Annotated in this window: 29 protein-coding genes, 1 tRNA gene and 1 pseudogene; 19 read left to right on the top strand and 12 right to left on the bottom strand. The window is 53.0% G+C overall.

The annotated features are described in order from the left end of the window. The first annotated feature begins 17 nt into the window (after nt 1-17). Nucleotides 18-644, top strand: coding sequence for a DUF447 domain-containing protein (locus E3E29_RS01715; protein WP_342764645.1), 627 nt, complete (start codon nt 18-20; stop codon nt 642-644). On the opposite strand, the gene E3E29_RS01710 is transcribed toward E3E29_RS01715, so the two are convergent. Continuing rightward, complete coding sequence (locus E3E29_RS01710; RefSeq protein ID WP_167909219.1) at nt 612-1577, bottom strand: hypothetical protein; 966 nt, start codon at nt 1575-1577, stop codon at nt 612-614. The genes E3E29_RS01715 and E3E29_RS01710 overlap by 33 nt on opposite strands. 158 nt (nt 1578-1735) lie before the next feature. Here E3E29_RS01710 and E3E29_RS01705 point away from each other — a divergent pair, with 158 nt between their 5' ends. The 5 genes from E3E29_RS01705 to pgiA all read left to right on the top strand — a co-directional run bounded on the left by E3E29_RS01705 (nt 1736) and on the right by pgiA (nt 4805). Beyond that, nucleotides 1736-2680 (top strand): ribonuclease Z, encoded by a 945-nt coding sequence (locus tag E3E29_RS01705; RefSeq protein WP_167909218.1) that lies wholly within the window; start codon nt 1736-1738, stop codon nt 2678-2680. An 8-nt stretch (nt 2681-2688) separates the two neighbouring features. Next, nucleotides 2689-3396, top strand: coding sequence for a TraB domain-containing protein (locus E3E29_RS01700; RefSeq protein WP_167909797.1), 708 nt, complete (start codon nt 2689-2691; stop codon nt 3394-3396). Nucleotides 3397-3409: 13 nt separating this feature from the next. Further along, nucleotides 3410-3598 (top strand): KH domain-containing protein, encoded by a 189-nt coding sequence (locus E3E29_RS01695; RefSeq protein WP_167909796.1) that lies wholly within the window; start codon nt 3410-3412, stop codon nt 3596-3598. Beyond that, nucleotides 3595-4170: a site-2 protease family protein gene (locus E3E29_RS01690; RefSeq protein WP_167909217.1), complete on the top strand. Its 576-nt coding sequence runs from the start codon at nt 3595-3597 to the stop codon at nt 4168-4170. The genes E3E29_RS01695 and E3E29_RS01690 overlap by 4 nt, the downstream gene beginning before the upstream one ends. A 65-nt stretch (nt 4171-4235) precedes the next feature. Further along, nucleotides 4236-4805 carry a glucose-6-phosphate isomerase gene (gene pgiA / locus E3E29_RS01685; protein ID WP_167909795.1) on the top strand — a complete coding sequence of 190 codons (570 nt, stop codon included), beginning with the start codon at nt 4236-4238 and terminating at the stop codon, nt 4803-4805. Nucleotides 4806-4851: 46 nt separating this feature from the next. Here pgiA and E3E29_RS01680 read toward each other — a convergent pair whose 3' ends face one another. Then, on the bottom strand, nt 4852-5433 hold the full coding sequence (locus E3E29_RS01680) for a lysine exporter LysO family protein (RefSeq protein WP_167909216.1): 582 nt from the start codon (nt 5431-5433) through the stop codon (nt 4852-4854). After that, the gene (locus tag E3E29_RS01675) at nt 5430-5693 is read right to left on the bottom strand and encodes a hypothetical protein (RefSeq protein WP_167909215.1); all 264 of its coding nucleotides are present in this window, start codon (nt 5691-5693) and stop codon (nt 5430-5432) included. Before E3E29_RS01675 ends, E3E29_RS01680 begins: the two co-directional genes overlap by 4 nt. A gap of 88 nt (nt 5694-5781) precedes the next feature. Here E3E29_RS01675 and E3E29_RS01670 point away from each other — a divergent pair, with 88 nt between their 5' ends. Next, a complete protein-coding gene (locus tag E3E29_RS01670; protein WP_167909794.1) occupies nt 5782-6981 on the top strand; it encodes a pyridoxal phosphate-dependent aminotransferase in 1200 nt (399 codons plus the stop codon). Nucleotides 6982-7058: 77 nt separating this feature from the next. Here E3E29_RS01670 and E3E29_RS01665 read toward each other — a convergent pair whose 3' ends face one another. Continuing rightward, complete coding sequence (locus E3E29_RS01665) at nt 7059-7262, bottom strand: MoaD/ThiS family protein (protein WP_167909214.1); 204 nt, start codon at nt 7260-7262, stop codon at nt 7059-7061. Between the two features lie 494 nt (nt 7263-7756). Continuing rightward, a tRNA-Val gene (locus E3E29_RS01660) sits at nt 7757-7834 on the bottom strand. Between the two features lie 100 nt (nt 7835-7934). Here E3E29_RS01660 and E3E29_RS01655 point away from each other — a divergent pair. Further along, complete coding sequence (locus E3E29_RS01655) at nt 7935-8429, top strand: HIT domain-containing protein (protein WP_167909213.1); 495 nt, start codon at nt 7935-7937, stop codon at nt 8427-8429. Between the two features lie 30 nt (nt 8430-8459). Here the strand turns inward: E3E29_RS01655 and E3E29_RS01650 are convergent, their stop codons facing one another. From E3E29_RS01650 to gatD, 6 genes are all read right to left on the bottom strand, one after another. Continuing rightward, nucleotides 8460-9524, bottom strand: coding sequence for a glycosyltransferase family 2 protein (locus E3E29_RS01650; RefSeq protein WP_167909212.1), 1065 nt, complete (start codon nt 9522-9524; stop codon nt 8460-8462). A gap of 31 nt (nt 9525-9555) precedes the next feature. After that, a complete protein-coding gene (locus E3E29_RS01645; RefSeq protein ID WP_167909211.1) occupies nt 9556-9972 on the bottom strand; it encodes a hypothetical protein in 417 nt (138 codons plus the stop codon). 17 nt (nt 9973-9989) lie between these two features. Then, a complete protein-coding gene (locus tag E3E29_RS01640; RefSeq protein WP_167909210.1) occupies nt 9990-10211 on the bottom strand; it encodes a hypothetical protein in 222 nt (73 codons plus the stop codon). A gap of 100 nt (nt 10212-10311) precedes the next feature. Then, complete coding sequence (locus E3E29_RS01635; protein WP_167909209.1) at nt 10312-10815, bottom strand: hypothetical protein; 504 nt, start codon at nt 10813-10815, stop codon at nt 10312-10314. A gap of 41 nt (nt 10816-10856) precedes the next feature. After that, the gene (gatE, locus tag E3E29_RS01630; RefSeq protein ID WP_167909793.1) at nt 10857-12746 is read right to left on the bottom strand and encodes a Glu-tRNA(Gln) amidotransferase subunit GatE; all 1890 of its coding nucleotides are present in this window, start codon (nt 12744-12746) and stop codon (nt 10857-10859) included. A gap of 5 nt (nt 12747-12751) precedes the next feature. After that, entirely contained in the window at nt 12752-14068 is a 1317-nt protein-coding gene (gene gatD, locus E3E29_RS01625) for a Glu-tRNA(Gln) amidotransferase subunit GatD (RefSeq protein ID WP_167909792.1), read from the bottom strand. Between the two features lie 83 nt (nt 14069-14151). Between gatD and E3E29_RS01620 the strand changes: the two are divergent. From E3E29_RS01620 to E3E29_RS01600, 5 genes and pseudogenes are all read left to right on the top strand, one after another. Beyond that, a pseudogene (locus E3E29_RS01620) lies at nt 14152-14790 on the top strand (haloacid dehalogenase); the annotation flags it as partial. Further along, nucleotides 14771-15376, top strand: a complete 606-nt coding sequence (locus E3E29_RS01615; protein ID WP_167909207.1) for an endonuclease V — start codon at nt 14771-14773, stop codon at nt 15374-15376. The pseudogene E3E29_RS01620 and the gene E3E29_RS01615, both read left to right, overlap by 20 nt. Further along, a complete protein-coding gene (locus E3E29_RS01610; RefSeq protein WP_167909206.1) occupies nt 15342-15989 on the top strand; it encodes a DUF120 domain-containing protein in 648 nt (215 codons plus the stop codon). Before E3E29_RS01615 ends, E3E29_RS01610 begins: the two co-directional genes overlap by 35 nt. Then, nucleotides 15986-16492: a hypothetical protein gene (locus E3E29_RS01605; RefSeq protein ID WP_167909205.1), complete on the top strand. Its 507-nt coding sequence runs from the start codon at nt 15986-15988 to the stop codon at nt 16490-16492. Before E3E29_RS01610 ends, E3E29_RS01605 begins: the two co-directional genes overlap by 4 nt. A gap of 34 nt (nt 16493-16526) precedes the next feature. Next, the gene (locus tag E3E29_RS01600; RefSeq protein WP_167909791.1) at nt 16527-16733 is read left to right on the top strand and encodes a PRC-barrel domain-containing protein; all 207 of its coding nucleotides are present in this window, start codon (nt 16527-16529) and stop codon (nt 16731-16733) included. On the opposite strand, the gene E3E29_RS01595 is transcribed toward E3E29_RS01600, so the two are convergent. Then, the gene (locus tag E3E29_RS01595; RefSeq protein WP_167909204.1) at nt 16734-17030 is read right to left on the bottom strand and encodes a transcriptional regulator; all 297 of its coding nucleotides are present in this window, start codon (nt 17028-17030) and stop codon (nt 16734-16736) included. A 48-nt stretch (nt 17031-17078) separates the two neighbouring features. On the opposite strand from E3E29_RS01595, the gene E3E29_RS01590 reads away from it, so the two are divergent. From E3E29_RS01590 to gcvH, 6 genes are all read left to right on the top strand, one after another. Continuing rightward, the gene (locus tag E3E29_RS01590; protein WP_167909203.1) at nt 17079-18245 is read left to right on the top strand and encodes a tRNA pseudouridine(54/55) synthase Pus10; all 1167 of its coding nucleotides are present in this window, start codon (nt 17079-17081) and stop codon (nt 18243-18245) included. A gap of 184 nt (nt 18246-18429) precedes the next feature. Continuing rightward, nucleotides 18430-18726, top strand: coding sequence for a 50S ribosomal protein L21e (locus E3E29_RS01585; protein ID WP_167909202.1), 297 nt, complete (start codon nt 18430-18432; stop codon nt 18724-18726). Between the two features lie 2 nt (nt 18727-18728). Next, nucleotides 18729-19097: an RNA polymerase Rpb4 family protein gene (locus E3E29_RS01580; RefSeq protein ID WP_167909790.1), complete on the top strand. Its 369-nt coding sequence runs from the start codon at nt 18729-18731 to the stop codon at nt 19095-19097. A 69-nt stretch (nt 19098-19166) separates the two neighbouring features. After that, complete coding sequence (locus tag E3E29_RS01575) at nt 19167-19787, top strand: DUF655 domain-containing protein (RefSeq protein WP_167909201.1); 621 nt, start codon at nt 19167-19169, stop codon at nt 19785-19787. Then, nucleotides 19784-20602: a 16S rRNA (adenine(1518)-N(6)/adenine(1519)-N(6))-dimethyltransferase RsmA gene (gene rsmA, locus E3E29_RS01570; protein ID WP_167909200.1), complete on the top strand. Its 819-nt coding sequence runs from the start codon at nt 19784-19786 to the stop codon at nt 20600-20602. Before E3E29_RS01575 ends, rsmA begins: the two co-directional genes overlap by 4 nt. Nucleotides 20603-20718: 116 nt before the next feature. Further along, nucleotides 20719-21123 carry a glycine cleavage system protein GcvH gene (gcvH, locus tag E3E29_RS01565; protein WP_167909789.1) on the top strand — a complete coding sequence of 135 codons (405 nt, stop codon included), beginning with the start codon at nt 20719-20721 and terminating at the stop codon, nt 21121-21123. Nucleotides 21124-21236 lie beyond the last annotated feature (113 nt).

Genomic DNA, 21236 nt, shown 5'->3' with positions numbered 1-21236 from the left:
TTTCCCGGTGGTTTAATGTGACACTACTCGACCTCCTGAGTGACGGTCAGGTTTACGAGATGCTCCTCGTCACACGAACGAATGTCACCCCCGTGGGTGTTGTTAAAAGGGAAAAGGCTCTCTCGTTCAAGCTCTTCGGCGGCAGGAGTGCTGAGGAGCTGGTGAAGTGGCCCCACGCCGCCCTCCAGGCCACCAACGATGTCGGTCTTATAGTCAGACTGGCCCTCAACATTCCACTGGATTCTGAGCTCCCCTTTGAGGAGTCGGGCCCATACAGGTGGATTAAGGGACTTCCAGGCGTTTACGGAGACGTTGGATGTACTCGGAAGGCTCACTCCGATAGTCTCGGAACGACAGAGATTCTGAGCTGTTCTCTCTTTCCCAAGGCGGATATTCCCGGATTGCTCCCCCCACGGCCGTTTAGCAGAGCAGACTGCGCGCTGGTGGAGATGGCGATTGACTTCACGAGGCTGGGAATAGCAGTTAACTCCCCTCCCGACGAAGCTAAGAGACTTTTCTCCAAGATAAAGAAGAACTACGCCCTGTTTTCCAGGCTTGGTGGGAAGGATAAAATGGGAAGAAAAATAATGGAACGGGCCCTCGAAATCGCCTCAAAGCTCGGCCTCACCGAGGAACTGGAGTAGGTCGATGAGCCGCCTGTCCTCCACCTTTTCCACGATTTCCTTGAGCTTCGACTCCTCTACGCGACCGTCTTTGTAGAGGGCCAAGTAGCGCACGCCCTCGAAGAAGCCGTCCAGATTTGGAAGTGCATCCCTGAACATCGGGGTGTTGTTGTAAACCGTCTCAAAGTCGTCATCGAGGAAGAGTTGCCAGAGCACATCGACGAGTGTATCAAAAGCAACGTCGTAGTACTCCGTTCCCCTAGCCCAGAGGAGGGCGTAGAGGCATTCCTGAAGGGCGGCCTCGTAATCCTCATCCTCCTCGAAAATCTCCTCAAAACTCATGTGGATCTCAGCGAGGAGCCCCCCGTTCTGGAGCTCCATTGCCTCCGGGAGGAGGGAGGCCAGCATGGCCTTGGCCTCGTAGGTTTCCCCCATCTCGAACCGGACGTATGCCTTATAAACGCGAACATGGAGGAGTCTTTCCCTGTCCCCCAGCTTTTCGTAGTTTTCCTCTGCCCCCTCAAGGAGCTCGTAGGCTTTCTCGTAGTCCTGGAGTTCCTCACGTATGAGGGCCATGTTGTACTGGATCTCCGCTATGTGCTCTAGGTTTCCTCCCTTGAGTTCTTCCTCAAGGAGTTCGTCGTAGAGGGCGAGGCTCTTCTCAAGCTCGCCGATGAGGAAGTACAGGTCAGCGAGGTGGAATTTAGCCTCGAAGGAGCCCTCTTTCTCGGCCAGCTCCTCGAATTCGCTTATCTTGTCCACCTCAAGGAACTCGTGATAGTAATACACGACGAGCTTGTAGAGCTCGTAGTCCTTCTGCTCAAGGGCCAGCTCCTCGGCCTTCTTCAGAACCTCCTCGAGCTGTTCATCCTCCAGCTCGTCAATCTTGTAGTAAAGAAGGTTTGCAAGCTTTTTTGTGTCCTTCTCTTCAATAACTTTCAGAATCTCCTCCATGTTGCTTCACCATAACGTGTACGTTCTGTGGAGTTTTAACTCTTTTTATCAGAAGACCCCTTGAAATGAAACCATAAACTCCCGCGGATTTCAGAGAGGGTGTGCTGGTGAAATTATCAGATGGGATGAGATTTAAAAGGGCAGGGAAAAGTAAATATATGCTCGAAGTCTTCTTCCTCGGCACCGGCGGCATAATGCCAACGCGCGAAAGGAACGTGCCAGCGATAGCCCTCCGCTATAAGGGGGAGATAATCCTCTTCGACGCCGGGGAGGGCACGATTAGACAGATGAACACGGCAAAGCTCAGTCCGATGAAAGTTGATAAAATATTCATCACTCACTTCCATGGAGACCACTACCTTGGAATTCCTGCACTAATTCAAACGATGAACCTCTGGGACAGGGAAAGGCCGCTCCACATCTACGGGCCAAAGTACACCTTCGAATTCATTCAACACCTACTGAACAGCGGCTTCTTCAGACCGGGATTCGATATCCACGTTCACGAGCTTGGAGAGACCCGCTTGAGGTTTGGGGACTACGAGGTGTGGAGCTTCAAGGTCGAACACGGGGTTCCAGCACTAGGCTACGTCTTCAAGGAGAGAGACAGGAGGGGGAAGTTCCTAAGGGAGAAGCTCGCCGAGTACGGACTTGAGGAAGGACCCATACTTGGGAAGCTGGAGAGGGAAGGGCAGATAGAGTGGAACGGAAGGATAATCCGCCTAGAAGACGTTACTGGGCCAAGAAGGAAGGGCCTAAAGGTTGTCTACACCGGCGACACGGAGCCCTGTGAGCGGGTGAGGCTCTTCTCGGAGAGGGCCGACCTGCTTATCCATGAGGCGACGTATCTGAGCCCGAGGGACAGGGGAGAGAGCTACCACTCCACAGTCAAGGAGGCCTGCGACACAGCGAGAAGGGCGAAGGTGAAGCTCCTCGCTCTCTTCCACAGGGCCTTCCGCTACAGTTATGAGGAGTACAAAAAAGAAGCCCTTAACATATGCGAGAGCCTTAGTGTTAACACGGTAGTCCCGAGGGACTTCGACGTAATAACCTTCAAATCGGGCACCTGGGAGCTCAGAAACATCATGGAGGAAAAACGATGAGCGGGGGCGTGAGCTACCTGAAGTACGTTACGCTCATAGGAACCATGCACGTGTCGCCGAGGAGTCGAGAAGAGGTTCTGGAGACGATAGAGCGGGAGAGACCTACAGCCGTAGCGGTCGAGCTCGATCCCCTGAGGTTCAGGGGGATTACATCGGGGGTAAAGGCGGGATTGAAGGAGAGCCTCCAGTTCGGGCGCTCTGGGTTGGTTAGCTATCTCCTGACCAAGTTCGAGGAGAGGCTGGGGGAGGAGTTTGGGATGGCCCCTGGGGGCGAGATGCTTGCGGCCATCGAGGCCGCGGGAAGGCTTGGAGTCCCCCTCATCCTTATAGACGAGGACATAAGGATGATAATGTCAAAAATACTGGCCGCTCCCATTAGGGAGAGGCTTCTTCTGGCTCTTGAGGGCCTCTCCTTCTTCTTCCCAGGGGTGGGAAGCGCCGCCGCGGAGGAACTAGGAGATCCTGTGGAATCGTACAGGGAAATGACGCTCGAATTCAGGAACAGGTACCCATATCTCTACCGGGTTCTCGTCAAGGAGAGGAACGCCGTCATGGCCCGCAACCTAATCTCCGCCGTGGATGAGTTCAGAATGAGGGGAATAAAACGGCCCAGAATCGTCGCGGTTGTGGGACTCGGCCACAGGGAGGGCATAGCGCACCTCCTTGATTCTCCACAGCTTCTGGGTAACATTTATAACTTAGGGTTCGTTATCTGAATGGGGAGTGGCCATGAACGATATAACCGAGCGCCTGAGGAAGATGCTCAACGTCGAGGTACTGGAAGTCGAATACGAGGGGGACAAGATAATCGTCTATGTACCCCAGGACCAGGTTAGAATCGCTGTAGGAACAGGAGGAGCGGCGGTTAAGGCTGCCGAGCTCGTTCTCGGCAAGAAAATTGAGGTGAAAGCTAGATGAATCGCCGCGAGGTAGAGGACTTAGCGATTTCCTTTCTTGTCCTGTTGCTCCTGTTTTCTGACTTCAACCCCCGCATGATGCTTCCCGCGGCGATCGCAATCTTAACGGCGTTTGTCTTTCACGAACTGGCCCATAGATGGGTGGCCCGGCGCTTTGGTTACTACGCGGTCTACCGAAGGTGGGACACCGGGATTGTGCTGGCCCTTCTCCTTGGAGTTGCGACCAAGGCCCTGACAGGGAGCACGTGGATATTCGCCGCAGTGGGAGCGGTCCAGATATACAGCCTCTACGGCATCATTGACCGGAGAGCCATGGGCATAACAGCTCTCGCCGGCCCTGCGACAAACATACTAATAGCGGTTATCTTCCTGGCCCTTCATTTAGCGGGAAGGCCTTTTTCAGGGGGAATCGTTGGACTTACGGTGGGAGTTACGGCTATGGTGAACGCTTGGCTTGCCTTCTTCAACCTCTGGCCCATACCTCCGCTGGATGGATGGAAAGTCCTCCGCTGGAACGCCGGCTACTGGGCGGTGGCCATTGGGATAGCCTACGCGTTGAACACAATTGTATAACACTCACAGTGATACAAAAGGGAAAGGTTAAATAGGGGTTGTGAGAATGTTCTTTGGTGATACTGATGGAGTACAAGCTCCCCATGGGGGTTAACATAAACCTTGAGACCGGCGTCATCCCCGGCGCCAAGAAGCTCGTCAGGAGGCTTAGTAACCTTAAGGGCTACTTCCAGGATGAAGAGGCTTACAACGAGCTCCTTAAGGAGGACCCCGTTGTCTACGAGGTCTACGCGATCGAGCAGGAGGAGAAGGACGGCGACCTCAACTTCGCAACAACCGTCCTCTATCCCGGAAAGGTCGGAAAGGAGTTCTTCTTCACTAAGGGACACTTCCACGCAAAGGCCGACAGGGCCGAGATATACTACGGCATCAAGGGGGAGGGAGGAATGCTCCTTCAGACGCCTGAAGGGAAGGCCGAGTGGATCGAGATGGGGCCAGGCACAGTGGTCTACGTTCCACCCTACTGGGCCCACAGAACCGTCAACACCGGAGACGAGCCCTTCATATTCCTCGCGGTCTATCCAGCTGATGCAGGCCATGACTACGGCTCAATAGCCGAGAAGGGCTTCTCCAAGCTCATCATCGAGGGGAACGGGGAAGTCAAGGTTGTAGACAACCCGCGCTGGAAAGAGTGAGTTCTTACTTTTCTCCCCATTTCTCTCCTTCACATTTTGCTCCCCTCTAAATTCCCAGAATTACAGGGAGGATAAACGGCACCAGCACGGTCAGGATGAAGCCGTGGATGAAGGCTGTCAATGCCACATCCCTCCCGCCGGCTTTTGCAATGAGTCCCAGAGTAGTGTCCATCGTCGTTGCCCCGCCGATTGAAACGGCCGCCCCCTTGGGGATGCGCCTTATCAAGGGGGGGTAGAGCACAACAGTAAGGAGCTCGCGCAGGATGTTAGCTAGGAATCCAACCGCACCGTAGAACGCAGAGTAGGGCGCTATCACCGGCCCCGTGAGGGAGTACCACCCGCAGCCGGCCCCAACGGCGATTGAATACTTCAAGGAGAGCCCCATAACGACTGCCCCCAGTGCCGCCCCGGCGATTGAGCCAATGAGGGTGGAGAAGGGGAGCATCAGCGCTTTTTTTGGTATTCTGTCAGTTCCCTCACTAAGGCTTCCGCCGATGTCAACTCCTATCAGGAAAATGAGAACGTAGAGGGCAAACTCGTAACCCTTTCCGATATTCGGGTGAAACAGAAAACCGACTGCAATACCCAGGAGGAGAGCCGAGAAAACCAGGATGCTAAATTTGCTCATCTTTCCCACCTCCACAGGATGATCGCAAGGATGAGGCTCCCAAGGGAGGTCAGAACCGCAAGAACCACGGACACCAAGGTTGCGTTCCCAACGTTTATCCCCGTCTCCGCGAAGTTCACCCCCATCAGGAAGATGAGGAGGAGAACGCTGAGGGAAATGACAACTTCGAGGGCTTTTCGGCCTATGTTACTAGTTAAATGAACCTTCTGGAGAAGATAGCCCAGTCCAAGCCCGACGATGAGGGGGATTAGGACGTTCATGGAAGGGGATCCAAAGGCGGTTTAATAAGCCTTTTCCCGGACGGAAGGTTTTTAGGATGAGGTTTTCAACATTTAGATGGTGATTGATATGATAAGCCCATCGAAAAGGGCAATGGGAATTGAGTACGCCATCAGGGACGTCATCCTCCCCGCGAGGGAGCTTGAGAAGAAGGGTATTGACGTCATCAGGCTCAACATCGGCGACCCCGGAAAGTACGACTTCCAGCCTCCCGAGCACATGCAAGAAGCATATTGTCGCGCTATAAAGGCGGGTCACAACTACTACGGGCCGAGCGAGGGCCTTCCGGAGATGAGGGAGGCGGTCGTTCAGCGCGAAAAGAGGAAGAACGGCGTGCACATTACGGCGGACGATGTAAGAGTTACAGCCGCGGTTACAGAGGCTCTACAGTTCGTATTTGGAGGGCTTCTTGATCCAGGCGACAATATACTGGTTCCCAGTCCGAGCTATCCACCCTACGTCGGCCTCGTCAAGTTTTACGGTGCAGAACCCAGGGAGTACGTGACGGTGGAGGAGAACGGCTGGCAGCCGGACATAGACGACATAAGAAAGCTCATAGACGAGAGAACGAAGGGAATAGCAGTAATAAACCCGAACAACCCCACCGGCGCGCTCTACGAGAAGAAGACAGTTAAAGCCATCCTAGATCTGGCGGGTGAGTATAACCTTCCGGTGATCAGCGATGAGATATACGACATGATGACCTATGAGGGCAAGCACGTGTCGCCCGGTTCCCTCACCAAGGACGTCCCGGTTATCGTCATGAACGGCCTCTCCAAGATCTACTTTGCCACAGGCTGGCGCCTCGGCTACCTCTACTATGTGGACCCCGAGAACAAGCTCACCGAGGTCAGGGAAGCAATAGACAAGCTCGCCAGGATAAGGGTCTGCCCGAACACTCCGGCCCAGTTTGCGGCAATAGCCGGTCTCAACGGCCCGATGGACTACCTCGAAAGATACATGGCGAAGCTCAAGGAGAGGAGGGACTACATCTACAAGCGCGTGCAGGAGATACCGGGAATAAGCGCCCAGAAGCCACAGGGAGCGTTCTACATCTTCCCACGCATCGATGAGCGCTCCAAGTGGAAGAACGACTTCGACTTCGTTATGGACGTCCTCCATGAGGCCCACGTCCTCTTCGTCCACGGCTCCGGGTTTGGAAAGGCCGGTGACTGGCACTTCCGCATCGTCTTCCTCCCGCCCGTGGAGATCCTTGAGAAGGCTATGGACAGGTTCGAGGCCTTCATGAAGAAGAGGCTCGCGGAGTGAGCTTTTCTATTTTACTCATTTTGACCCTCTTAATCCCTGCAATTTTATTTTGATTCTGCATGATGCAAAAAGAGAAGTCAGCCCCCCGAAACAACGGGGATGACCTCAACACTGGCCTCATCATTCACACGGTCATCTTCGAGAGCCACTCTCCCGTCAACCCTGGCTATGGCGCTCTCAGTGTTGAATCCAACCTCTCTCAACACGTCTGCAACCGTCATCCCCTTCCTCCATTCGATTTCCTTTTCTATGCCCCTTCCGAGCACGCGCACCTTTATCATCATAACCACCGGAACAACTAACTCCATACAGCTTTATAAAGCCGACTGAATCCACATTGAACTTCGCCGGGAGGGCTTTTGGGAAACACTTCACTAAGGAAACTTACTCCAAAGCAAAAAGCAAGCGAGATAAAACAGGCAAAAACTTTCCGTTATCCATTAAGGACGCTTGAGCGATAGTGAAAGTAGCATTGGAGCTTTTAGAAAGACTTCACCAAAAGTTCGTAGCTCTTTTCGGAAAAAAGCCGTATACGGGAATTTTACACTATAAGTGTCCATCTTCAGATGAGAACACGTTAAATAGGGTTCTTAAAAAGAGGTTTATACTTTCTTTGACGCCCTCCGGGCGTTGATTTTAGAGTTAAACTCCCTAAAGGAGCACTTTGAGAGTTCTCATATTCAAGTGGTCCCATTGATGAGAAAATCCTGTGAGATTCTGCTCTTATAGAAAGAGCTACGAACTTTGATGAAACTTTGCGCAGGCAAAGTTTCTATGGTGGGCCCGCGGGGACTTGAACCCCGGACCTCCACCGTGTGAGGGTGGCGTCATAACCAGTCTAGACCACGGGCCCATCCCGTCTAATGGAATGGAACCGCCGTTATAAATTTTTCGTCCCCTTAACCGCGGAAACTTTTTAACCCTCCCATCCATCCTCCGCCGGGGGTGAGAGATTGAAGACCCTATGGGCACCGTGGAGGATAGAGTACATACGCTCACCGAAGCATGACGGTTGCATATTCTGCGACTTCCCGAAGGAGAACCGGGATAAGGAGAGGCTCATCCTCTACCGCGGGGAGCATGCCTTTGTGATCATGAACAACTACCCCTACAACCCCGGCCACGTCATGATAGCCCCCTACAGGCATGTCGGAAAGTGGGAAGACCTCACCGATGATGAGCTCTTCGAGATTATGAAACTCTCACAGCTCATGATAAAGGCCATAACGAAAGCAATGAACCCCGATGGCTTCAACATGGGTGTCAACCTTGGCAGGGTTGCTGGAGCGGGAATAGACGACCACGTTCACCTTCACATCGTCCCACGCTGGAATGGTGACACGAACTTCATGCCTGTTGTTGCCGACACGAAGGTCATCCCCCAGTCCCTCCAAGAAGCTTACGACGAGCTCAAAAAAGCTATAGACGAGGTTTTGAACGGGGGGTAATCTTTGGCTTTTACCATTTGTCCCCTCGTTTCACTTCCATTCTGCCGGCTCACCCTTTGAGAGCGCAAACCTCAGATAGCCATAGGCGTGAAGCGATAGGTAGAAGGCCGCCCAGAACCACAGGACGATGGGGAAGAGAAGAACCTCCCTAACGAGACCCCCTTCCCTCCACACCGCGGCTGCCATCGTGATGAATTCAAAGGCCAGAAAAACAAGGAGAAGCACCCACTTACCAAAGGCAATCGCAAGAATTGGAAAGACAACGTCCGCGAAGGCAACCACGTCGCTTACCACCAGAAAAGCCTTCTCCTTAAGAGGTCCCCCACCGAGCTTGGGAAGATCACCGAGAAACCACCTCTTCCTCTGTCTCCAGAGTCTTCCGAGGAAAGTCGGCATCCTGACCCAGGCCCTCGCCTTCGGTGCGTAAACCACCTTTCCCAGCTTTTTAACTGCGATAGTGGTCGCGTAGTCCTCAACGAGGTCATTGGCAAAGCCCCCGATTTTCTCAAGGGCATCCCCCCTGAAGGCTGAAACCGGGCCGGGAGCGAGACTTAGGTTTTCCAGCTCGTAGGCTCTTCGGAAGGTCGCTATCCTGATGTGCTCTATGTCCTGCACCAGCTCCAGAAAACCCCCTGGAAAGACCCTGACCTGCCCGCCGACGGCGACTACATCCCCCCTATAAAACCTCTCGACGAGCCTTCCGACGGCGTTCCTCTCCAGCCACCCATCGGCGTCAGTAGTGATGATAACTTCTCCAGAGGCAACTTCAAGACCCGCGTTTAATGCCCTCGCCTTCCCGGAGTGAGGGATCCGGAGAACCTTCAGGTGAGGGTCTTTTATCGAGGAAGCAGCATTGTAAGTATCGTCCGTTGAGCCATCATCTACAACTATGACCTCTAAACTGGGATAGTCCTGAGATAGGGCCGCGTCTATTGCGCGCTTTATGTTTTTCTCCTCGTTATAAGCCGGTATTAGAATGCTAACCTTTGGGGCCCATGACGAGGTGGGACACCTCCCCCCAAGACTCAGCAGGTATCGGAGGAAGAAGTAGCCGTCCCACAGCAGAATCACCGCGAGGAGGACTTCGGTTATCATGTTCCCATAATCGCAGGGAAGTTTAAAAGCCCTACTCAGCCTTCTCAGTGGTCTTTCTTATTCTCTCAATCCTGACGACCTTCGCTTTCTTCTTGAAGGGATCATGGGAGAGCACCTCAACACCTTTGAGGTAGAGGAGTGAGAAGGGGTAGTCAATGATGAGGTATATTAAAACTGTGAGGGCAAGGAAAACAATGGATTGGAGCCAGTAATTTCCAAAGTTAAAGAGGACCGAGAAGAAGAAGCTCCCTAGAAAGCTTATCGCAAAGTTTATCCCGGAACGGCGTCTGTATCTTTTTCCGCTGATTCTATTCTTTCCGAGTATTCTAAGAAGAATTTCTAGGGCTTTCCTGCTCTTCACATTGAAGAAAAGGGTAAACTCGGGTTTAAGTTCTCCCTCCAGCCTAACCGGAACCTGGGGTGCAGCCAGATAGAACATCCTGCTCATCCCATCGGTAAGCTCGACTATCTCAACGGACTTCCGGGGTAGAGCCCGTCCGCATAGGATGCAAGAGTATCGGGATCGGGCTCGAGCAGTCTGACGAACCCAACTCCAGAGGCCTTGAAAATTGCCTCCAGCTTTGAGGCACACATCGAAAGAGCCTCACATCTAATCCGGGCGTACATCACATATTTGTTCAGCATCCATCGGTGGGTTATCCTTGAAAACTTGCCCCTCGCTTTCATTGGCTAGCTATACTACTTTGAATTTTAAAAACGTTGCGTTTTTAGTGGAAAGGCCAAACATAAAGATCAACATCAAGAACTTTAAACGGGAGGGTTTTCCTCACTCCGACCAGTGACGGGGAGCCGATATCCTGACCCTCTTCTTCTGATATCCCCTTAATAAGCCGCCGAGAACACTGAGAAGAAGGCCCACGAAGAGGAGCAGCAGGTTGTTCATCTCCGAGAGCATGTGATAGTGGTAGCCTGTGTAGAATAAAACCGCTATTCCAGCCAGAATTAAAGCCCCGCTTAGGATTGGTCCACCTGAATTCTTTCCAGCTATCTCCTCGGCCACCTTTGACAGACCCATCTCCTTCTGGACAAGGAACTCGTAGGCCTCTTTGCACTGGACTCCCTTAACCTCCCCGGGGACAACGTACACAACGGAATAATCACCTGCATTAGCCCTTAGAACTGTTATTACCTCCGAAGTCTGGGCGATCTGAAAGAGGGCATCTGTGAGAGCCTGAACATCCGGCCCGAAAAGTTTGAGGTAGCCCTTTATGTTGAGATCCTTTAGCCCGTCCTCTCTAATGCAGTAGAAGACAGTGAACCGGGCCTTCATTTCTTTCCACAAAAGGGATCAGGAAAAAGGGCTTAAAAACCTCAGCCCGCTATCTCCTGAATCTTCTTCCTTACGATCTGGTTGACGAGCTTTCCGTCTGCCCTTCCGCGAAGCTTCGCCATCGCCCTGCCCATTATCATGCCCATTGCACCCATCCCTTTGGCCTTAATGACGTCAATATTCTGGTGGATAACCTCAGCTATGATCCTCTCAACATCTTCCTCGCTGAGGAGCGTCAGTCCCTTTTCCTCTGCCACCTGCTTTGCGCTCTTCTCCGGATGGAGGGCAAGCTCCTTGAATATCTCCTCAAATGCCTCCTTCGCTATCTTCCCTTCGAGGTAGAGCTCAAAGGCCTCCCTGATGTGCTCGTCGGTGACCTTCTCTATCGGGACCTCCTTCTTGAGCCCCTTGAGGACGACAACGAGTATTGAGGCCGCTAATGACGGTTTAACTCCACCCTTTATTAGCTCCTCGAAGAGCTCATCGCGCTCGTCGTTTACCAGAGTTTCTGCGAGGCTCCTATCTATCCTGTACTCCTTAACGTATCGCTCAACCCTCTCCTGTGGGAGCTCGGGTAGGTTGGCCTTTATTCTCTGCTTCTCCTCCGGCGGGAGGAATATCGATGGTATGTCTGTTTCAGGGTACATCCTGGCTTTTCCTGGAAGCGGGCGCATATATTGCGTGTTTCCATCGGGCAGGGCCCTTCTCGTCTCCTCCGGAACGCCTTCAATGGCTTCCTGGGCCCTCTTAACCACCTCACGGAGCGCGTTCTTGGCGGTCTCTTCCTCTGCCGCGACGAGGACAAAGGCGTCCTCCTCCCCAAGACCAAGTTTTTCAATAACAGCGTTAACCTCTAATTCTGTAATTCCGTAATTCGGTAATTCATCAATGTGGAAGATGCCCTTAACGTACTTCTTGGCCCTGTCGGCCATCTCCGTTCCGAGCCTTCTTCCAGGCTGTACCTCCTTTCCGATGAGACCGCGGAACTTGGGGAGCTTTACCGCGAGAACCTTGCCGCCCTTCTTTATCGTCCTTGCGATTATCTTTGAGCCGGTGCTCTGGAAGACTTCGGTCACGTCGTAGAACTCCTCCTTGATGCCCTCCGGCTTAATGCCCCTCTTCCTCAGCTCGTCCCGTATCTTGAGCAGATTCAGCTGCCTCTCGACTTCCCGCTCTATGATGAGGGGTATCATGTCAAGCTCCTGGACGCCCTTTATCTCGACCCTCGCTCCACCCCTGATCGAGACGTTGAGGTCCTGCCTGATGGTTCCCAGGCCGCGCTTTACCTTTCTCGTGGCCCTCAAAGCGTCGCCTATGTACTTGGCAACGACCTTCGCCTGCTCCGGATGGTGTATGTCCGGAGTGGTGCTTATCTCGACCAGCGGGATTCCAAGGCGGTCGAGGCGGTAGATTACCTCCTTCTCCTTCCTCTCGACGATACGGCAGGCGTCTTCCTCAAGGCAGACTGTGGGTATACCCACGCTTCCCCAGGGGGTATCAACTTTCCCGTTCATGGCCACTATCGCGGTCCTCTGGAAGCCCGAGACGTTTGATCCATCTATGACGATCTTGCGCATGAAGTGAACCTCATCGACCGGCTTGGCGTTGAGGAGGTAGCTTATCTGGAGGGCAACTTCAAGGGCCTCCCCCTCCGGCCCCCTCGGCGGCTCCTCGTCCATGTAAACGAGGTCCGTAAGCTTGTAGTTGCCCTCGTAGATGAACTTCTTTCCCTTCTTGAACTCCTCAAGGGCTGCTGGGTCAATTTCTCCCAGCTCGCTCATCGTGGGCCTCAATCTCCTTTCAAAGGTGAAGTCAACTTCCTCGCTGAACTCGCTCGGGACGGGTGAGAACAGCTTCTTGGTGTCGAGCTGCCTGTGTATCTCAAGACCGACCTTAAGGCCGAGCTCCTCGTAGTTGAACTTATCGGTCATCATCATCACCTCAGGAACGTGTCAAACCTCGTGTAGGGCGTTATCTCGCCGGCGTAGTTGGCCAGCATCATCTTCCTTACCTCTTCAGGGTCGTCAGTGTGTCCGAGAACCCAGCCGAGCTTGACGTAGGCCGTCTCCGGAAGCATGTCCTCACAGGGTATAACGCCTGCCTTGAGGAGCCTCCTTCCGGTGGAGTAGACGTTGAGGTTCACCCTACCGTAGAGACACTGGCTCGTCATGCAGACAGCAACTCCGTTCTCAACGGCCCTCTCAATGGCCGGAATCATGTAATTCGGGGTGTGGCCGAGACCGGTTCCCTCGATGACGATTCCCTTGTAGCCTTTATCAACGAAAAACTCAAGGAGCTCACTCGTTACACCAGGATAGATTTTGAGTATCGCGACCCTCTCTTCGAAGCTGTCGTCAACCTCGACTTCGCCCTCACTCCTCTTTCTGTAATCGTACCTGAGGTACTCGATCTTCCCATCGGGCCAGACCTTTGCTATTGGAATGTCGTTGATGCTCCTGAAGGTGTCCCTCCTGCTCGTGTGCATCTTCCTGACCTTGGTTCCGCGGTGGGCCAAACAGTAGGTGTCGCCCGTTTCTCCGTGCATGACCACCATGACCTCACCGGCATCGGCCGTTGCCATTCTCGTTGAACAGATAAGGTTGGTGGCGGCGTCGCTGCTCGGCCTGTCAGAGCTCCTCTGGGAACCCACGAGAACTACTGGCTTGGTGAGGTTCCTGAGCATAAAGCTGAGTGCGGCAGCCGTGTAACCGAGTGTATCCGTTCCGTGGGCGATGACAACACCGTCCTCACCGGAGTTGAGGGCTTTAGCAGTCTCGTGGGCTATTCTCTTCCAGTACTCAGGCTTCATGTCCTCGCTCATTATGTTGAACAGGAGCTTGGGTGTTATGTTCGCTATCTCAAATATCTCCGGGACTGCCTTGGCCAGCTCCTCCGCCGTAAAAGCCGCGTGGACAGCACCGGTCTTGTAGTCTATCCTGCTCGCTATCGTTCCGCCGGTTCCAAGGATGGTAACCCCCGGAAGCCCTTCCTTTCTCGGCAGGACTTCCTTGAACTCCATCTTCGGGGCTTCCTTAGCCTTCTCAACGACTTCAATGCTCTCTATAGCGTCTATCAAAATGCCGATGTTGTAGCCGTTGTCAAGCTTAATCGTGAGCGTCTCTCCCGGAGAAAGCTCGTAGGGTGGCATCACCCTTCCTTCATACGTGGAACCGTCTCTTTCGGTTACACGAACCAAATCCCCTATGTTGAGGTTGTTTTTCTTCATGAAAAGGTCTATCTTCCTGTCCTTCATGTCCATCCCCCTGGGGTCTCTGTCGAACACTATAAAACGATACCGGGTTCTCTTTTAAGGTCTTTCACCAAAGGGGAGATGGTGATGGTATGAAGCTCAAGAAAACGATGGAAAAAATCAGGGCCTATCTAGACGAAGCCGACTCCATGAGGGAAGAGGCGCTCAGGATTACCCGTGAGATAGTGCGACTGAGCGGGGACGCTGTCAAAGCCGCCCACAGAGGGGATTTTCAAACTGCCGAGGACAGACTTGGTAAGGCCGGAGAGCTCGTGAGAAGATTGAAGGAAAAGCTGGAGAACTACCCGATGCTCTACTACTCAGGTTACGTCCAGACCGCCAACCAGGAGTTCGCCGAAGCGAGCCTTCTTCTCGCTTACATTGAGGGGCGGGAGCTCCCCGACCCGTGGGAGCTGGGAATTCCAGAGGCGGACTACATCCTCGGGTTTGGCGATTTCATCGGAGAACTGCGGAGAAGGTTTCTTCTTCTGCTACTCGATGGGAAAGTTGAGGAAGCTGAAAAGGTCTACCGCTTCATGGAAGAGCTCTACGGTGAGCTGATGGCGTTTGAGTACCCCAAAGGCCTCGTGAACGTCAGGACGAAGCAGGATCAGGCGAGACACATACTTGAGAGAACCCTCGAAGACCTCACGAGGGCCAAGCTGAACAAGAGGCTTGAGGAGAAGCTGAACGCGGCGGTGGGAAATGGAGAGAGCTCCCAATGAACTCCTTGAGAAAATAGCCAAAGTTCAAAGAAAGCTTGCTGAAAGGGTAGTTGAGAGCCCGCTGGAGGTCTCAAAGGTCAGAACGGTTGGGGCCGTTGATGTCTCTTACAAGGATAATATAGCCAGAGCTGCCTTCGTGCTCTGCTCCTTCCCGGACTGCAAACTGCTGAAAAAGAGGGTTGTTAAGGTGAAGGCGAGTTTCCCGTATGTCTCAACTTTCTTCTTCCTCAGGGAAACGCGGCCTGTTCTCGTTGTAGTTGGGAGGGACAGACCTGACGTTCTCCTCGCTGAGGGGCACGGAAGGGCTCACCCGAGGGGATACGGCTTGGCATCTCACCTCGGCCTCGTCCTTGGAATTCCAACGATCGGGATTGCCAAACGGCCGCTTAGGGATGTCCCGGAAGGCTCGTGGGTAAAGGTCGGAAAGGCCTACGTGAGCGTTGGGCACTTGATCGACTTGCCCTTGGCGGTCGAGATAGTTAACGCTTTAAACAGGAACGGCTATCCCCTTCCGCTCAGGATTGCCGACAAACTCTCAAAGGGTGCCAGCTATGGAGAAAATTCCTTTGCTCCTCGAACTCGCTAAACTGGGTGCGATAGGTGAAAGAAAAGCTATAACCGTGAGAGAACTGGCGGAAAAGCTTGGGGTATCCCCCCAGACTGCCCTCCGTTCGATAGATTCCCTCGTGGAAGAGGGGCTACTTGAGAGGGAAGTGCTGGGAAGGAGAACGTACGTTGAGCTCACTGAAAAAGCCATGGAGTACCTCGAAAACCTGTATTCAGAACTTGGAAAGGCCCTTTACAATGGTGTTATTGTGGGGGAAGTCATCTCCGGTCTCGGCGAGGGGGCGTATTACATAGAACAGTATCGGGAGAGGATACACGAGTACCTTGGCTTCGATCCGTATCCGGGCACCCTCAACCTCCGCGTCATATTTCCCAGGACGATATTCGATGCCCTCTGCACCGTTAGACCCACTCTGATCCCCGGCTTCGTGAAAGGAGGTAGAAGCTTCGGGGACGTTAAAGCATACTCGGTCAGGATAAAAGGAGTTAACGGTGCTATAGTCGTCCCATCCAGAACCGTCCACCCTCCGAAGATAGCTGAGATTATAGCACCGACCAACCTGAGGGAAAGCCTTGGATTGAAGGATGGCGACAGGCTGAAGCTCTATATAACTGAGGAGGGAGAAAAGTGAATCTCAAAAACATCCCCGCAGGAATGGGGGTTGGAGTCTTTGCGGCCCTATTGGTAGTCGTGAAGCTGATGCCCGATTACGCTTCCATATCCAGCACATGGTGGGTCTACCTCCTGGGTGCCCTCATTGGGGGACTCATCTTCGCAGGGATCAAATGGGAGTTTAAATGTTCTTCAATCGCCTACGCTGGGGGACTGGGGGCTATTCTCCTGGCGCTGACGCTCTCAGGGGTGTGGTTCTCAAGAGGCATGCTCTTCACAGTAATAACACTCTCCATCGCTCCCCTTTACCTGGAAAAACCTTCGGGAATAGCGGACGTGCTTCTCTCAGGTCTGACCTACTTCGGCGGAGCCTTAACGGGGATGGCCATAATAGGGGCGGCCGGCTTTCTCGATGAACCCAGGATGGCCCTGGGGGCAATCTTCATAGGCGTCATCGGGGCAATAGGCTCCTTCATGATGGCGGCGCTGCTGCTCGTGATGCGCTCGCACCTTAAACCTTAAATAGGAGAAAGTCTATAGAACCCCGGTGGTTAAAATGGTCCTGAGGCTCTCAAGGATTTATGGGAAGCAGATTTACAACACGAAGGGCAACTACGTGGGCTACGTGGATGAAATCCTGATCGACATCGACACCGGTCGCGGAAAGGTCATAGCGCTCGCCCTCCCCGGAGAGAAGGTTGGAATCCCCTACGAGCGCGTGGTTTCCATCGGCGACATACTCCTCGTAAAGGCAAAAGAGTGATCAGAGTTTGCTTTCTATCTTAAACCTTGGCTCTTCTATCCACTCCGATTTGCAGTGGGGGCACCTGGAGGGGACTTTTATCTCCGGCTTGAAAACGAAGCCGCAGTTCCTGCACTCGGCGGGTTTTATCAGGAGAACTTTCCCCTCCCTCTTCACAACGCGCTGTATGACCCTTAGGTCTTCTAGAATGGTTTTCACTGCCCCCTTTCCCCGCAGATCGAGTGCCCTAGCCAACTCGCTCGGCGAGTAGTCCTTCTCCTCCAAAAGGCTTATTATCCGTTCCCTCCTCGTCATCACTGAAAGGTGAAAAGAGAGGGGTTTAAAGTTTACGGACGGGGTGAAACGATGATAACTGGGAAGGGAGAGGAGGCGCTTAAAACAGTGAAACTTTGCGACCACTGCCTTGGGAGGCTCTTCGCAAAGCTCGGAAAGGGAACCGACGAGGAGAGAGGTAAGGCTGTACGCTTTGTAATTAATATGGAGAGGTCAATTAGGGGAGAGAAACCCATTGAAGAGCCTAAGAGGTGTGAACTGTGCGGTAACGTCTTTGATAGGATTCCTGAGCTTGTTGAGGTAATGAAATCAGAAGTTGAGAGAATCGAGTTCGAAACTTTCCTCATAGGCTCTCGGTTCCCCGAAGACATTCTCAGGAGAGAAGAGGAGCTGTGGGGGAAGCTTGGCATAAAAACAGGCGAACCCCTCAACCGCGAGTTCAACCGGGAGCTTGGGAAAGCGTTCGCCGAGGCCACGGGTAAGGAACCCTCAAGAAAACCCGACGTACTGTTCATAGTCGAGCCGTACTCCTGGAAGATTGAGCTTCAGGTTTCACCCATCCACGTCTACGGACGATATAGAAAACTCGTCAGGGGCATTCCTCAGACCCCTCTGCGGGGATTTAAGGAGAGCGTAGCTTCGATAATCTGTCGCGAGTTCTCCAAGGCGTTTGGAGGGAAATGTGTATTCAAAGGGGCTGGAAGGGAGGACGCCGACGTCAGGACGCTTGGAAACGGAAGGCCATTCGTGGTAGAGATTAAAAGGCCCAGGAAGAGGCGGGTTGACCTCGAGGAGGTTGCGAGGGTGATAAATGAGAGCGGTAAAGTGGAGGTTCTTGGTCTACGGTTTATGACTTCTGAAGAGGCCAGCATGCTGCTTTCCACCTCCCATAAAAAGGAATACCTGGCCCTCGTTTATGTTGAGGAGGGAGTAACCCCCGAAGAGTCGGAGATGGTGGCGGAAAGCCTCACAGGTATGGAAATTCGCCAGAGAACTCCCCGTCGCGTGGAGCGTTCGAGGGCAGATAAAGTCCGCGTCAGGAGGGTTCACGAGGCGGAGGCCAGGTGGGTGGACGAGAGGCACTTCGAGCTCCGACTGGTAACCGATGGCGGGCTCTATATAAAGGAGCTGATATCCGGGGATGAGGGAAGAACCAGCCCATCCGTGGCGGAACTGCTGGGCAAGAAGGCCGTGTGTGAGAGGTTAGATGTTCTGAACGTGCTTGATAATGAAGTCTAACAGCCTCTTCTAAAGGTAGGTGAAAAATTTATAAACGCTTCACCAGAGGCTTCACTGATTCCCGGACCGGGTTAGTTGGGGAACTAACGGTGAAAAGCGAAAAGAATGTCCGGGAAGCTAATCGTGTTCGTGTTTGCTGAAAGGGTTGAAGCCCTGATTGAAAACCCATATTGGAGGGATTAGCATGGTTAAGAAAGCGCACAGCTTCAGGAGGAAGACGCGCGGAAAGCTAAGCAAGAGCCCTAGGAGGAGGGGACTTCCGCCGCTCACCAGGTTCCTCCAGGAGTTCGAGGTCGGGCAGAAGGTTCACATCGTCATAGAGCCGAGCTACCACCGCGGAATGCCCGACCCGAGGTTCCACGGAAGAACCGGGACCGTCGTCGGAAAGCGCGGAGATGCATACATCGTCCAGCTCACCGACGGCGGCAAGGTCAAGACCTTCTTCGTCCACCCGGTTCACCTCAGGGCCCAGAAGGGATGAGTATGATCGGGCGGAAGAAGATTGAGGAGCACTACATCGCTATAGCTGAGGCCGGAAAGCTCCTCGCAAAGAGACGGGAGGAGGGCATGGAGGAGAACCCTGAAGAGCCCATGTTTTACGAGGCTAGAGTTAGCCTTGAGCACGCCGAGCGCTTTGCAAAGCTCAAACCTGAGCAGGCCGAGGAGCTCAGGGCCAAGCTCATGGAGCTCTACGACTGGCTCACTGAGAGGATAGCGGTCAAACTCATAGACCTCATGCCGGAGGACTACACGGACATGCGCGTTATATTCTCCAAAGAGGAGTACATGCCCTCTCCTGAGGAGGCTGAGGCCATAATAAAGCTCCTCGATGAGTACAGGCCCGTTGAATGACCTTTTCTTTTTAACTTTCTCTCACAAACTATAAAAACTCTGGAAATGACTAATTCTGGGGGAGAGAAGATGGACTACTACAGGCGCCACTCATATAGAGAAAGTGTTCAAAAGAAGAGGCACAATAAGGAGTACGAGGAATACGCCTACGTGCTGGACTACCTTCCAGAGGGATATACCGATATAAGGACGGGAAGGAGAACCGGAAAGCCCGTGGGACAGGTTATAGGTGAAACTGCGTTCACCCTCCTTGAGGTAACACCCAAAACCGACCTGACGGTCTACGAAAGGGTTTTCATCGGCAAGGGTGAGAGGGACAAAATCCTGATGATCAACCGTAAAATCGGCTACGATGAACTTACCGCCGCGGCAAAGGCGGAACTGCCCTACGTTGTGCAGGAAATTATCAAGAATCACGAAGAGCGCTTTGTCAAGTTTTTCAACATGGCACCCCCTATAACCAACAGGCTCCACAGCCTAGAGCTCTTGCCAGGAATAGGCAAAAAACTCATGTGGGATATCCTGGACGAAAGGAAGAAGGAGCCCTTTAAGAGCTTCGAAGACCTCAAGAACAGGGTTAAAGGCCTTCATGATCCCTGTGAGATGATAGCCAAGAGGATCGTCGAGGAGATAGAGGGCAAGGACAAGTACAGGCTCTTCGTAGGCTCAAGGAGGCTCTTCAGGGAATGAGGGATCACCTCTTCTATTTAATTTCCAAGTACCACCTCAACCCGAGGAAAGACCTCGGTCAAAACTTTTTAGTGGTTCCAGACATAATTGAAAGGAACATTGAGCGAGCTGAGGTTTCTGAGAGGGACACAGTTCTTGAGATAGGGCCGGGATTGGGTGTTCTAACAGATCCTCTCAGTAGGAGAGCCGGGAAGGTGTATGCCATTGAGAAGGACAGGAGAATAATCGAGATCCTCCAAAGGGAGTACGACTGGCCCAATGTCGAGATAATCCACGGCGATGCAATCAAAGTGCCTTTTCCCGACTTCAACAAGGTTCTTTCAAACCTGCCTTATCAGATATCCTCCCCCGTAACATTTAAGCTCCTGAAACACGAATTTGAGAAGGCCGTTCTGATATACCAGCTGGAGTTTGCGGAGCGGATGGTGGCCGAACCTGGAGAGAAAAACTACTCCCGACTCTCCCTCATGGTTCGTGCTAAAGCCCATACAAAACTCGTTGAGAGGATAAGTAGGGGAGCTTTCTGGCCCAAGCCAAAAGTTGACTCCGCGGTGGTGATCCTTGAGCCAAAACCTCAGGGAGAGAGGATCGAACTCAATGAAAACCTCGTGAAAGCCCTCTTCCAGCACAGGAGGAGCACCGTGGCAGCGGCACTCAAGAAATCCCCCCACATGATAGGAGCGGACAAATCGGCAATTCGAGAGATAACAGAGGGGATGCCCTACTCATCCAAGCGAGTGTTTCAGCTGGCCCCGGAGGACGTTCTCGAAATCGAAAATTATCTTGAGAGAAAGGGAATAGCCCCAAACCAGTAATTCGAGCTCTGGATGGGTGTGAAGACGACCTAAACTATGGAAATAGTGAAGAGACTTCATGAGTGACCTTAGAAAGGTTTAAATGGTCAAATTTGATACGATGATCGGTGATGTTCATGATCGAAGTCGGCGAATACAAGGTTAATGAGGGCATGTACTACACCAAGGACCACGAGTGGGCCCAGGTCCTTGAGGACGGAACCGTTCTCGTCGGGATAAGCGACTACGCCCAGAAGGAGCTCGGCGATCTGGCTTACGTTGAGCTTCCAGAGGTCGGGGCAGAATTCAACAAGGGAGACGTTCTCTGCGAGCTGGAGAGCGTCAAGGCCGTTAGCGAAGTCTACGCCCCGGTCAGCGGTGAGGTCGTCGAGGTCAACGAGGCCCTCGAGGACAGCCCGGAGCTTCTCAACGAGGACCCCTACGAGAACTGGATAGCCAAGCTCAAGCCGAGCAACCTCGAAGAGGAGCTCAAGGAGCTCATGGACGCCCAGGCCTACACCGAATACCTGAAGAGCCTCTGATTCTGCTCCCTTTTCATTCCATTCATTCTCAAAGGGGATTCTGAAAAGAGTGAGCTCGGCTCTTTTTTATCATCACTGCCGTCCCCACGGTTCAGATACCCTAGAGCTCGTCA

The organism is Thermococcus sp. Bubb.Bath (assembly GCF_012027595.1).
GTDB lineage: Archaea > Methanobacteriota_B > Thermococci > Thermococcales > Thermococcaceae > Thermococcus.
The sequence above is the reverse complement of the archived record's forward strand: the minus strand, read 5'-3'. Positions and strand labels throughout refer to the sequence as shown.